General features: G+C 64.9%; 10 protein-coding genes. 7 read left to right on the top strand and 3 right to left on the bottom strand.

Annotated elements, in window-relative coordinates:
* Window positions 1-409: 409 nt before the first annotated feature.
* Entirely contained in the window at window positions 410-2,032 is a 1,623-nt protein-coding gene (locus AC57BS_RS17370; RefSeq protein ID WP_496412692.1) for a DUF6119 family protein, read from the top strand.
* Between the two features lie 93 nt (window positions 2,033-2,125).
* Here the strand turns inward: AC57BS_RS17370 and AC57BS_RS17365 are convergent, their stop codons facing one another.
* The 3 genes from AC57BS_RS17365 to AC57BS_RS17355 form a co-directional block, all read right to left on the bottom strand.
* Window positions 2,126-3,667, bottom strand: coding sequence for an SEC-C domain-containing protein (locus tag AC57BS_RS17365; RefSeq protein WP_496412691.1), 1,542 nt, complete (start codon window positions 3,665-3,667; stop codon window positions 2,126-2,128).
* Window positions 3,668-3,860: 193 nt separating this feature from the next.
* Complete coding sequence (locus AC57BS_RS17360; RefSeq protein ID WP_496412690.1) at window positions 3,861-5,030, bottom strand: DUF4238 domain-containing protein; 1,170 nt, start codon at window positions 5,028-5,030, stop codon at window positions 3,861-3,863.
* A gap of 131 nt (window positions 5,031-5,161) precedes the next feature.
* The gene (locus AC57BS_RS17355) at window positions 5,162-6,457 is read right to left on the bottom strand and encodes a DUF6884 domain-containing protein (protein ID WP_496412689.1); all 1,296 of its coding nucleotides are present in this window, start codon (window positions 6,455-6,457) and stop codon (window positions 5,162-5,164) included.
* Window positions 6,458-6,657: 200 nt separating this feature from the next.
* Between AC57BS_RS17355 and AC57BS_RS17350 the strand changes: the two genes are divergently transcribed.
* The 6 genes from AC57BS_RS17350 to AC57BS_RS17325 all read left to right on the top strand — a co-directional run bounded on the left by AC57BS_RS17350 (window position 6,658) and on the right by AC57BS_RS17325 (window position 13,248).
* Window positions 6,658-8,481, top strand: a complete 1,824-nt coding sequence (locus AC57BS_RS17350; protein WP_496412688.1) for an SIR2 family protein — start codon at window positions 6,658-6,660, stop codon at window positions 8,479-8,481.
* Window positions 8,482-8,489: 8 nt separating this feature from the next.
* The gene (locus AC57BS_RS17345) at window positions 8,490-9,890 is read left to right on the top strand and encodes an argonaute/piwi family protein (RefSeq protein WP_496412687.1); all 1,401 of its coding nucleotides are present in this window, start codon (window positions 8,490-8,492) and stop codon (window positions 9,888-9,890) included.
* A gap of 141 nt (window positions 9,891-10,031) precedes the next feature.
* Window positions 10,032-10,697, top strand: a complete 666-nt coding sequence (locus AC57BS_RS17340; protein ID WP_496412686.1) for a hypothetical protein — start codon at window positions 10,032-10,034, stop codon at window positions 10,695-10,697.
* 94 nt (window positions 10,698-10,791) lie between these two features.
* On the top strand, window positions 10,792-11,016 hold the full coding sequence (locus AC57BS_RS17335) for a hypothetical protein (RefSeq protein ID WP_496412685.1): 225 nt from the start codon (window positions 10,792-10,794) through the stop codon (window positions 11,014-11,016).
* Between the two features lie 56 nt (window positions 11,017-11,072).
* Window positions 11,073-11,978, top strand: a complete 906-nt coding sequence (locus AC57BS_RS17330; protein ID WP_496412684.1) for a hypothetical protein — start codon at window positions 11,073-11,075, stop codon at window positions 11,976-11,978.
* A 25-nt stretch (window positions 11,979-12,003) separates the two neighbouring features.
* Window positions 12,004-13,248 (top strand): ScoMcrA-related endonuclease, encoded by a 1,245-nt coding sequence (locus tag AC57BS_RS17325; RefSeq protein ID WP_496412683.1) that lies wholly within the window; start codon window positions 12,004-12,006, stop codon window positions 13,246-13,248.
* Window positions 13,249-13,402 lie beyond the last annotated feature (154 nt).

Below are 13,402 nucleotides of genomic sequence, written 5' to 3'. Positions count from 1 at the left end.
CGGTTCGCCACCGCCAGCGCACAGTCGACGCCGTCCGGGGCGAGTACGTCGAGCCTCGAAAGCCGATTGGCCGCCTCCCCCAGCTTCATCATCAGGGAATCACCGGCTCTTGCAGGAGGTGGTCGTGGAGGTAGACGTTCTTGCCCCCGTGACCCATCATCACGTCGCCGCGAGTGAAGGTTTCCCGAGCACTCGCGATCAGGGCTACACCGAATCTACGATGAGCGAGCGTCCGTCCTCGTGCCTAAGTACGTTGCCACGCGACGTCCTCACCGAGATTGGGACCTTTTCAGAACGCATCCCGCCGGACCAGCCACAAGATCCAAGCGACGTCGGCTCTCCCGAGCGTCTTGCTGCGTTCGCCGCCCATCGCCTTTAAGATTCGAGACCGACCAAACGGGGGTCTCGCGTGGCGACTCAAAGACTCACAATCTTCCTTCTTCGCGACGTCAGCGCATTTGACGATGCGTTAGCTGGCGACATCGCGTCCGGTCTCGTGGCCAGTGACCTGACCAAGGCATCGGGGTTGAATGGGCGCTTCTACACCAAGAAGTCTTTTACTCGGACGCCTGGTTGGGTCAAGTACGTGAACCCAGTGGTTGAGGGCGGTGTTCAAGGAGTGCAGTCAGCTTCGGCATCGGCCCTGCTCCTCCTAAGGGTTGACGGTCAAGTCTATGCTTTGACGTTTGGATACGGCCGCAGCTTTCTCAATCAAGGAAAGATCGAGCGAAGGTTCGGGCTCAAGGTCGTGCTCAATCTGATTGACGAACGTCAGATCAGGAGCCTGGACACGAAGAAGTTCGACGAGATGGTCGTGTCCACGAACACGCAGACCAGTCGGACGACGGAGCTTCCGACCTTCGGCGTGGATGTGCTCCGCGACATCGTCCGTGCTGTGACGGGAATCGCGCCAGCCGGCAGCGGATACAAATCACTCAGCGGAGCCGACGCTCTGGTTCTAGGCGTGGACAAGCCTGTCACAGATCTCGCTGCACTGCTCCAAGACCTCTACAAGCAGTACAAGGCCACGAAGTATCAGTCGACCTTCGGATGGGTAGACCAACTGGCCGAGGTGAGAGACCCCGTGCTAGCCGCGAAACTTGACCAGCAACTCGTCTCGCACCTAAGGGGGTCCGACACCAGTGCGACTCACATGGCAATGCCGGAGAATCTAGACTGGGAAGATATTGAGTACTTCCGAATGACCCCGACGCGGAAGCACGCGTATGACGAGCTTGACCTTGACGAGTACCTGGCGCAGCCGCTGACCGATGCTGCCAACCTGACGATCGACCTTCTCAAGTCACGCAAGGTATCGGTCAAGTTCATCAGCAGCGCAGACCCAGTTGCGCGCTGGAGCCTCTACCAGTGCCTCGTCTCCGAACAGACGGTCGATAGCAGGCTGTATGCCCTCATCGAGGGCCGCTGGTTCGAGATTGCAGCCACCCTCGTCGCGCAAGTCGACTCTGCCGTATCGGCGATCCCCTTAGCCACGGTTTCCTTACCGTCAGGGCATCCAGGAGAGGCCGAGGGCGACTACAACAAGCGAGCGGCCGCTGCTTCAGCCGACATGACGCTGCTTGACAAAGAGCTCGTCGCCCCCGATGGGGCAAAGACGAGAGTCGAGTTCTGTGACCTGTTGAGCACCGATGGGTCGATAATCCACGTCAAGAGGAAGTCTCGGTCATCGACGCTGAGCCACCTCTTTGCGCAAGGGCACGTATCTGCCGAGGCGCTCGTAGATGGCACCCTCCGCGATCAGGTCCGCGCGGCGATTCAAAAGTCAGCTGGCGGGGCGGACGCATCGGCGTGGCTTAGCCTGATTCCCCCGGGCAGCTCAACTCTCGATCGCGATAAGGTGACAATCACCTATGCAGTGATCGCTAACTCAACCGCGACTGGCGTCGAGTGGTTGCCCTTCTTTAGCCGCCTTACCCTCATGCAGACGGTGCGCGACCTGAACCGACTCGGCTTCACCAAGGTGGCAGTTACCCGGGTGCCGGTCGAACCACCAACTGCGTCCGGCAGTTGAGCTTGCCGCGTCGGACGACTCCTCGTCACAAGCCCCGAGCGCTTGCCGAGCATCGACGACGTGCGTCTATCCGCCGCGATGCGTCTGGTGGAATCACCGCAACCGACGACCTCTTCGGGCAGCGACGAACACATATGCGGCTTGTCGGCGAGAGTTCATTCGGTCTCCCAGGGCCGGTGCGAGCGTCGCGAGCGCCCCCATTGCTCCGACCCCGACGCCTGCAAGCCCTCCGGTGATACCACCGACGACCATGGTGGCTGTACTGAGGCCGCCCGGTATGGCGGCCTTCCAAGCGCGATCTGAAGCGGAGACCCTCTGCAGATTGTGGGAGGCGGCCTCGAGCTGGTGGCTCAGGTCAGTTATCGCATCGATCCTGTCACCGTCACTTCGAGCCGTCTCCAAGCTCGCCCGTACTTGGCGGCGCAGGTCTTCAATGGCGGCCTCGTTCTTCATGAGCCTGACCAAGTCGGCGCCGCTAAGAGTGGTCAGTTCAGGGATGTCGGCCCACAGAGCGGCTTGAGCCGGGCCCATGCTCTGGGTGCGCTCGCGCATACGGAGCAGCCTCGCCTCGAAAAGGGATGCTGAGACGTACTCCGAACCGAAGACATCCGCAGCGACCACGCGTTCGTGCGTACGCTGCACGAGCGCGCTGATCGCCGAATTCTTCACTTGGGCAATCCATGGTTCGTAGTCAAACTCGGTATCGAACGGCTGCAGTAACAGAGTGCGAAATTGCCCAGTCTCTTCATCGAGTGATTCTCGGTCGATGTGTCCGTGTAGCCAGAAATTGGCGGGCTCACGTGCGAGATCGTCGGCCGCTCGGACGAACAGTGCCTCGCGAGCTGTTGGCCCCTCGACGATCAATTGGCTCCGCACCCACGAAACAAGTTCAAGCTGCTGAAGATCCCCAGCGGTGAGCTCTTGAGCGACCGGTCCTTGTGCTGCCATTGCCACTCCCGGTGGGACCGGGATCGCGAGGCCTCCCGAGAGCAGGTGAGCGTGTTGCAGCTCTGCCTTGGCGTCATCTACCAATTGCGCCATGGTCGGACTTCGGCGCATCGCGTCGAAGACACGGTCTGGGTAAAGGACATGGTCGGCAAGCAACAGGGTTCGACCGAGAAATTGAGCGACATCGAGTTCCTGGTTCCACAGCATGGCTGGCCTCTGCCGCTGTCTCGCCAGTTGGGCGACGGTGCGCACGGTTTCTGCGGCGAGCTCGTAGACAGCCTGGATCACGTCGCTTGACGGAGGTTGGTCGCTAGGGTGCATCCCGGCGACGCGTCTGAGCACCTCAACCCGCAAATTTCCCAGATCCTCGACCGCCATGACTTCGGGAGCGGGGGTCAATGCAGCGCCCAGATCGGCTTCCCAGTTGGTGTAGGTAATCGTTGTTGGCGCGGGGCCGCCTGGTGGCAGAGTAATCCCGGTGCCACCGGGCATCATGGTTCGCAATGCGTCCCTAGCCAATGAAGTGGACGGGCTCAGGAACATACTCCCGTCGCGGTCCGGCGGAAGCGCCGCACCCGGCTGCGACATTGGCCGCTGCATGCCATGGCAGACCTTGTACTTCCGATCTGCACCGCACCAGCACGGCTCGTTGCGTCCGTATGGGGCCAACAGGTCATTTCCCGTCACCCTGGCACCCTCTCGCAGTGAGATTCACGCGTCGAGGACGAGGACCCTTGCCGCCCTAAGTGGGATACGTAGGTCGACTGTTGCCCAAAGTGGAGTTCAGACCTGGACGAGAACAAGGGGTCTCTCGCTTCACCGCGACCCACGCGCTGGAGGGTGCGGTCCTTCCGCCGCGACGCGCTCAGGTGGACGGCCATCAGACGTAGTCCCACATCGCCGGGGCCGCCACATGCAGTCCTTGGTCACACAGGGCAACGTCCGGACCTGCCGAGAACCCGTCGGCCTGCTCGACGCAGCAACCCGGCGGTTCGACGTATCGGCCACGCGGAGTCCACTGTGAGCATCGCATCCGCATCTGCGTCCGGCGCCCGAACTTCTTCGACTTCGGCAACCGGTCCTTCTGCTCTGGCGAGGCAAATATCCAGCGCTCCCTGCCGTTCTCAGTCGCGTCCCGGACAAGACCACGCTCCTTCGGAGTGACCCGCCGGATGACAGCCTTCTCCCCCGACGGCTCATTCGTCAGCGCAACGACTCGGTGCGGGTTCACCGGCCACAGGATGTGCGGCGCCGCTACCAGGTTCGGGCCCTTGTTCTTCCGAAACGGCACCAGCACCGGTGCGTCGCACGTCCAGAATCTGCCCTCGGGGTCGTCCCACACCTCGATGGACCTGGTCGTCATCACGTCGGCCGCCTCCCACATGCTCGTGAACAGCAACTCGGTGTGGATGCCGGCGACGCGGAACGGGTTCAGCGGGTCCTTCATGGACTTGAACTGCTCAGGGTTCTGCGCGACCAGCCACGCGTCGTGCTGGAGACGCAAACGCCGCTGCTGCGCTGTCCGCATCCGCTGGACCGCGATCGTCACCCCGAGCCCGATGAGGTCATCGAAATCCAGCTCCTCGGGGTCCTCGAGCCGCTCGAATAGCGACTGAATACGGCCCAGTTCCGCATCGACCACACCAAACATGGCCTCGACTCGGTTGTGCGCCTTCCCGTCCGGGCCGATGACCCGGTAGAAGTTCTCCTCCACACACACGTCGTTCACCGAGAAGGCCCGCACCTCTCCAGTAACGGTGTCCAAGTTCCAGATGCGTCGGTTCTGCTTGCCGAATCCCCAGCGCTTCAGGTACGTCCGAGGCACGTAGTGGTGCCGACGACTATCCCGGTCGGGTTGCCGCTGCGTCGCGAGTAGACGGTCCATGTACTCCCGCGACCCCCCATCGAGTGACCTCCCGCTACCGGTCACCGGAATCCGGCCCCAAGGGTTGCGGTGCTGCGCAACGATCTCCCAACCCGTCGGGTCGAACCCGTCCAGCCGACCCTCGAACTGCCGCAGAAGCGCGTCTAGGTCAGGGCTGTCCGGCACAACGGCACTGTAGGTCAGACCGCGGACAGTCCCGCGAGGATGCGTCACAGTCCGAGGTCGTGACTGGTCGTATTGGAGAGCGCGTCGGCGGGTCGGATGTAGTGGTTGAACAGGGTGGCGAGATCACGATGTCATCCCCCGTACTTCTTCCTGAGCGCAGAGAGCCGCACCCGGAGCGGCGTCTTCGGGACCTTGGCCAGGTTGAGGGGAGGATCGAGCTGGCCGAGGATCTCCGACTCCAAATGATCGAGGGTGTCGACGTCAGCGACCGGAATCGGGATGACCCGGAGGTGCCCATGCATCCACCGAGTCAGCTGCTCCTCATCGATCGTCGGCTGCCCGTGGGCCTGGGCGAGGATGGACCCGAGGCTGCGTCGGAGGGTGGAGAATTCATGCTTCTTGCCCAGGTGCATGGTGGCGATCCGACCCCAGAGGGTGTTCGAGGACGCCGTGCCGCCACTTCGAGTTGCGCCGGCCAGACCGGCGTAAATGAGGCCGGGCTGGATGGGGTGGCCCAGGCCCAAGGTGAGGTCGCTCGCGCCAGCTTCGTCGACCCACCAGCTGTACATGCCGGGAACGCGAAGGTCGGCGCCGCCGCTCGCGATGATGTCGCTGAGCGGCCTAGCCGTCTGGCCGGCCCGGAGCTGGGAGATCACGATCGAGCTGTCAGGTCCGCCGGTGCCGTCGTGGTGGAGGTACCAGGACAGGCGCCGGCCGAAGGAAAGTCCGCTGAGTTGATCGAGCACCTGGGCACCCCGCGGCATGAGGGCTTCTTCCACCGACTCAACGTAGGCCGCTCCTGCGTGGATATCGACAACGAGGCTCGACAGTGCGCCCACTGCCTGCTCGAGCTGCTGGGCGACCTTCTCTCCCCAGGCCCTCCGGTATTCGCGCGATGTGTCGGGGAGGTAGCGCTCGTAGGGTTCGAGCCACTCGTCGGGACTGACCAGGCCGTGCTCGGCCGAGAGAATGAACCACGGCCGGCCACTGGCTTCGGCATGCGTCCGCATCTTCGCGAAGTAGTCCGAGACGTAGAGTTCCTTGGCCGGTGCTCCGTGGCTGAGTTTCGTCTTGACGCACCCCACGAGGACGACGCCCGCCGGTCGCGCTGAGGTGAGGGTGTCCGGGACGATGTCCCTCATCGCCGCTACGGGTCCTAGTTGCGGAGTCTGAGTGGCGGTTGTTCCCTTGCGGCCTCCGCCGATCGTGAAGCCGAGGTTCTGGAGCCATCGACGTGAAGACTGCGACTGGAAGCGCTGCCTATCGGACACGCCGGTCGCGAGCGAAATGACCTGCTTGACGGGCCAGCGCGTGCCGTCGATCTCGACCCAGTACTCGCGAATGCCCTCGGGCAGGTGGCCAGCGAGCCGCGCACGGACCAACTCCGGCGTCAGTTCGAACGACTCGCCGTCCAGTGTGAAGCGCATGCCTATTGATATCGCGTCGATCCGACAGAAGTTCGGCGATAGCCGACCACGCGGAGGCCTTGGCCAGCCCAACGACGGCCGTTCTCCACAAAGTTGTCGCACCCCCGTGGCAAGGTGGGTTGGCTGACTGTCAGAAGCATCGAGCGGAAGACGGCTCATCGTCTTACCGCTTCTACGCCCTGTCAGGAGGTCCGTCGCAGATGTCGTTCGAGGTTGTCGACCACGGCACATTCGCCCGGCAATGGGCCGTACAGAGCTCCAAGGTCGGCTGGCTGCTCGGCGCGGGAGCCAGCGCCGCCGCCAGAGTGCCAACCGCAGACCACGTCATGATGGATCTCCTCCTCAGGATGTACGCCGACGCACACCAGCTGGTCCGACAGAGCCTGTCCCTCTCCGAGGCGAGGGACCGGGACCGCATCCGCGAGTACTACGACAACCGCAACGGCATGCCCGCCCTGTCAGATCCCTCGGCCTACAGCGTCGCCTTCCAGATGGCCCTCCCCGATGCGGGCGCGAGGCGCCAGCACCTCCGCTCCCTGTTCGAGGGCCGGTCACCGTCGTACGGGCAGCGGATCTTGGGTGCCTTCGTGGCCGCCGGACTCTCCGACCTCGTCATCACTACCAACTTCGACGACCTCATCGAAAGGGCCGTCGAGCAAGCCCAGGTCAGGCTCGGCGACCCGACGCGCAGCCGGTTGGGCGTCGCCGACCTAGGCAATTCCGGCCAGGCGAACCTCGCGCTCAGCGACAGCGACTTCCCGTTCCTCTTCAAGCTGCACGGCGACTTCCGCGACCGCGAATTGAAGAACCTCGAGTCCGAGCTGCAGACGCAGGACGCCAACATGCGCCAAGCCGTCCTGGACGCCAGCCGTCGTTTCGGCTTGGCGGTGATGGGATACAGCGGCCGGGACGCCAGCGTCATGGACATGCTGAAGGAAGCGGTCGCCACCGACGGCGCGTTCCCCGCTGGCCTGTGGTGGATGGGTCGTCAGCCGGACACGGTGCTCGCCCCGGTCAAGGAGCTCTTCGACGCGTGCGCATCCAGCGACGTCTCGGCCTACTTCGTCACGATCGAGACCTTCGACGAGACGCTAGGGGCGCTCGGCCGGCAGGCAGAACTTCCTGACGGTTTGCGCGGCTACGTCGACGGCCTACAGGCCAAACCCCGGGCGATCGACAGCGGACTCCCCCAGCACGATCGGGGTTCGCTGCCAGCCCTTCGGATGAACGCACTGCCGATCCTGGAGACCCCGACAAAGGCGCTCTGCGCAACGCTGACAGCGGCTCCGGGTCGCAAGGAGATGAATCAGGCCCTTCACGACGTCTTCTGGCGTGGCGCGGCGGTGTCCTCGGGACGTCAGGTGCTCGCATTGGGCAGCGCCGAAGTGCTCGGCAAGGCGCTCGACGTCGAGGGCGCAATCGACCAGCGCGACATCAACCCAGCGGTCGAGGGCGCCCCGACTGTTGAGCGGGCCCTGATCTATGAAGCGCTCGCTCGCGGACTCGCCCGCGACCTCCCCGTCCAGGCACGAATCCGAGACTCGGGCCACCGACTGATCGTGACGACTGAGCGGAAGGATCGACCCGACAACGAGCGTCAAGCGCAGGTGCGAAGGCTTCTGCGGGTGGCGTACGGAGAGGACCTCACCGGCCAGTGCCCAACAAGACTTGGGCGCGGAGCGGACGGGAAGGTCCGCCGATTCGCCGAGTCCGTTGAGCTGTCACTCGAGTGGCGGCTCGGGGTCCTGTGGCTGCTCTTCGTGCCGCGCACGTGGGTGTCTGCGCTGCCGCCCGCCGATCGGCGAAAGGGACAAGGAGATCCGGCATCGGCCTGGCGAAAGGAACGCTGGGTCAACCGCCGCAACGAGAAGTGGGCGGCGATCATCGACGCTTGGGCGAAGGCGATCGCCCCGCATGACCACGCGGAGGTATCCGTGCTGCCCGCCGGGCTCAGCGAGCGGGACCTGGTCGGCGGACGCTTCGTGCTGAGCCGGACCACCGCGTACAGCCGGGAGGCCAAATGACCACCCACGTGATCGACAGCCGGCTACCCCCGCACCGGCTACTGGACGAGCCACTGCTTGCCTTCGGCAACGGCGGCAGCGACAAGCACCCGCTGCGCGGCCTGCAGACGCATGGTCCCTACAGCCGGGACTCCTTCGGCACGGCCGACGTCCGATTCGCCCTGATCACGACCACGACCCTCTACCCCCGGACGCGCCAGTTCCTCGGCACGCTCGTCAACCAGCATCGACCGACGGATCGGCCGAAGTACGTCCCGCCCTATCCCGGCTTCAAGAACGTGTACGGAGTCGACCTCACCCCCGCTGACGACTCGGTCGTCCAGCTCGACCCGGGCACCGCCAACGCGCCAGATCCCCACTTCGCGATCGCCGCTGCCCTCGCCCAGGCAATTCGGCAGCTCACCACAACGCGATCGAGCTGGAACGTCCTGATCGTGGCGCTTCCCGCAGCGTGGCGACGGTGGAAGGTCTCCAGCGACGGCGCCCTCGATCTCCACGACCAGCTGAAGGCCTTCGCCGCCCCACTCGGTATCCCGACCCAGATCGTGTGGGAAGACAAAGCCATCAGCTTCAAACACCCCTGCAGCCTTTGCTGGCGCCTGTCGATGGCCCTGTACGCCAAGGCGGGAGGCACACCGTGGCGCCTCCACCGCACGACTGACGCGGACGTGGCGTACGTCGGCTTGTCGTACGCTATCCGGGGCGGCACCTCGGACGCCTTCGTCACCTGCTGCTCACAGGTGTTCGACGCCGATGGCGGCGGGATGGACTTCGTGGCTTACGACGTCGGCCAAGGTGTCGACCTCGACAACCCACACCTCACGCGCGACCAGATGCGCGCCGTCATGAGCCGCAGCGCTCGGCTCTACCAGGATCGCCACGCCGGCAACCTGCCGACCAGAATCGTCGTCCACAAGACCACCCGCTTCCGCGACGACGAGGTCGACGGGGTGTTCGACGCTTGGGATGCCTGCGAAGAGGTGGAGTGCGTCCGAGTGCAGGCGAGCACGCCCTGGCGAGGAGTCCGCCTGGTCCCGGCCAAACCTGGTCAGGGTCCGAGCCAACCGGCCAACTGGCCCGTCCAGCGCGGCACGCTGCAGTTCCTGTCCGGACGCGACGGCCTGCTCTACGTCAACGGCACGGCACCCGGTCTCGCAGCCGGGAACAACAATTTCTACCAAGGCGCCAAGAGCATCCCCAGCCCGCTGCTCGTCACCCGTGACGCTGGCTCGGGGCCGCTGGAGCGCACCGCCGATGACGTGCTGGCGCTCACCAAGATGGACTGGAACAACGACGCGCTCTACGACCCGCTGCCGGTGACGATCAAGTACTCCCAGACCTTGGCGCGGGTCATTGGGCACACGCGGGGGCTTCCCGACGCTGCCTACCCGTATCGGCTGTTCATGTAGGTGCCACCGGAAGCGAATCCTCACCACACCGCCTGCGCTCGCCGTCTGGGCGATTCCAAGGGCTGATGAACCACGCGACGGCCATAAGTGTCGGAGGTCCCATCTAGCGTTGCCTGGGTCAGGTCGACCAAGGAGGATCGCGTGTCAGACCGATTGGATGAGGTGCTCAAGCACAAGCACGTCTACGTGCCGCGCGGCGAGAGGAAGGACACCCTCCAGCCCGGCAAGCTCCTCGGCTTGGCCGTTGCGCACGCCCGGCGGGTGCCCCTGACGGTCCTGGCGCCGCAGAAGAACTCGGCGACCTTCCACGCCGAGCTCGCGAAGCTCGAGATCGTGACCGAACGCAGCGGACGAGTAGGCGACGGCGGTGTCGTGCTCGCATGGTGCCCCAGGTACAAGACCATGGAGAAGGCCCAGCACCTGGAGAAGAGCGTGGTCGTCCTGGTGGAGTGGATTCCAGGTGAGTTCGAGGGCTGGGCCAAGCTGAACCAGGCCTACAACGTCGTCACCGGCGAGGTCATGGACGCCGCGCTCAGCCCGGCAGCCGTCGAGGCGCTCGATCGCCTCGTCTTCGAGGGGTACAAGGGCTGGACCGACAGCATCTCGGCGCGGATGGTCACGAGCTACCTCACGGATCTCGCCGACGCCGGCGCGTACGACCGCGACATCGTGCTGGCGTATGCCCGGCAGACGAAACACGAGGGAGCCGTCGAGCGGCTCCAGAAACTCATAGGCGCCTTCGAGGCGTCCAGGACGTCGCCAAGCGGGGCCACATCGCGGGAGTTTCGGAGCAGTCGTCGCTGGTGAACTCTGCCGACCGGCAACGACGCGACGTGGTCCCTTGGGGGCGGCGAGCGGCAGCGGTGGACGTTAGCCCCGGCTGGCGAGCACCGTGCTCAGCATGACGAACCAAACTCAGTACCTGTCGCCAGCCGTCCCGATGCTCCTCCCGCACATGGACGGTTCCGTTGAACAGGTCGACGTCGACGAGTTGCGCCCATGCGGCGGCCGGTGGGTGGTCGCCCAGGACAAGTGCCTCGGCGTTCGCTGGCTTCACCCGCAGCCCGCAGTGCGCAATTACGAGACGGGCTACCTCGTCGCCGAGCTCGAGGCGCTCCACGCGTAGGTCGCCATCCCGATTTCGATTCGCCGAGGCCCGCATGCCCTCCGTATCGTCGGAGCGTGTCCGATCGCTTCGCTGGGATGACCTGCGTCCTGTGCCCGAACCCGTCCAAGGGCGTGGGCGAGCACGTCTGGCCGCGCTGGCTGATCCAAGAGTTTCGCGGCGAGGGACCATTCACGACCGAAAAGGGCGGCGTCGCCTACACCAAGCGTGACGGCGTCACGCCCGTCACCGCAGTCGCACTGCCTGGCGTGCACGTGCCAATGTGCGAGCCGTGCAACACCGAGCTCAACCGCTCCATCGAGGAGCCCGCCAAGCCGGTCATCCGCCGACTCCTCCCCTGGTCGTCGACGCATGCCTGGCCGGCGATCAGCACGAATGAAGCTGCCGCGCTCGCCCGATGGTTCCTCAAGATCGGGCTGCTGGCAGGTCACCCCGAGGCGGTGCATGACAATCCCCACGTCCAGCGCGACGAGGACTTCCCGCGATTCGAGCGGGTAGAACCCACCTGGCTGGACTGGATGCGCACCGGCTCGGCCCCGCCCGCCGACTTCTCGGTCTACGTTGCCAAGCGCAGCGTCATGGGCGAACTGCCGTGGGAGGGCGAGACCCAGCGGATCTTCCTCCCGACCCGGGTCGTGGTCGGGGACAGGGAGCTTCGCTTCGCGACCCGCTCGTTCGGGGTTCGCGGGCTAGACGTCACGATGGTGTGGCACCCCGGGTGGCCGATTCTCCATCCGTTGGAGGTGGCCGGACGAGTGGCAGCGCTGTGGCCGAACCCTGCCCCCATCGACTTCGACAAACTGCCCGAGGTGCATCCCAGGGAGTTCAGCTTCACCGTCGGACTCGGCACCCGCAGGATGTCCGAGGCCGGATTCGAGACGCTCACGCAGGAGCCCCTCAGCGTCGCCACCGACCAGTTCGCCCAGTTCTTCGGCGATCCGACCCAATGGCCACGGGTGTGAGGGTGACCATTGCTACCTTCAACTTGTGCGACTCCGTAGGGCCGATACGACTGACGATATCGATGCCGACTTCGAGATCAGCGTGATCCATGGGTCCCACACCTTCAGCCTGACGATCGACAGCTCAGGTGGAGCGACCGGCTCCGGCAACGTTCGAAACCCCGAATACCCACTGCTCCTGGAGGAGGCATTGCGCCGCCTCAGCTCCCTGGATGTCGAACTGATCGACGCGTTCGTCGACAGTCGACGCGTGGCGCAGCTCTCCACAGCAGAACGCAGGATCCATGTCGACGGGCAGCCCTTTCCAATCAGGCTCACGGGGGTGGAGGACTTCGGATTACTCCGCCGGGGTCTCACGCGACCCCAGGGCGACATCGGCAGTGCTCGGTCGGTCGGTGGCGGAAACCAGCGCAAACGAGCAACGCTCGCCTTCCGGTCCCCGACTCCCACGACGCGATCGGAGCTCGTGAAGGCTCTCGGCGCCACTGAGCCGAGTGCCCGGGAGCGAAGGAGTGGGATCGCGGCCGGGCTGTCGGTAACTCACCTCGAAGCAGCGATAGCCGACTGGAGGCGACTGGGAAGGGATCCCTTCCTCGCGCACTACCAGGCCCCATCGGCACGAAAGTACGTAGTGGTCGACGGCGACGATGAGATGGATGCGATGGCCCTGATCCTCGGGGCCCGCGTCATTGCCGGTCTCGACCTGGAAGGGCCTTGGCGCGGCGACCGTGAGAACGTCGCTGACCCGTTGCGTCGGCTCGGATTCGGAGTCGAGGACCTCGGTCGCCCGACAGAAGGCCCACTCGGACCAGACCCGGAGAACTACGTCGGGATGGCGGAGAGACTTGGTGGCACCGATGTGGCCGTCCGACGCATGGGCAGACGGGAGCAACGATTCCTGCGAGGGGCGCTCGGCATCGCTACCAGTGATCCGAACGCCGTCGCCTCGTGCGGAATGTGTACACGGACATTCCCCCAGGGCTTCTTGGTCGCGGCGCACATAAAGCCTCGGCACATGTGCTCGGACGCGGAGCGCCTGGACCTGCCGCACGTCGGCTGGGCCCTCTGCGTCGCTGGCTGCGACGCACTGTTCGAGCAGGGCTACCTGGGGGTGGACGATGAGGGCCGGATCATCGGACTGCGTCCTCGGGCAACGGTCCCCGCAGCGCTACAGGATCTCATGGATCCACTGCTTGGGTCTCGGGCGCCGGGTTGGTCCTCGAATCGCGCTGTCTACTTCGAGGCCCATCGACTTCGGCACCACGGCTGACGGGCGGGCATCGCCACGCCCAGCCGCGCCCCCTCCGGCGGATGTACGGTCGCAGCATTGACCGGGAGCGAACGGCCGTCGCAATCTCTTGGGCAGCGGCGAGCGCATCCTGATGCTCCGGAAAACGAAGGACTACCCAACCGGCGTCCCGCAC

The sequence above is a fragment of the Nocardioides sp. BGA-UO-ETr-FS32 genome (assembly GCF_059567905.1).
The sequence above is the reverse complement of the archived record's forward strand: the minus strand, read 5'-3'. Positions and strand labels throughout refer to the sequence as shown.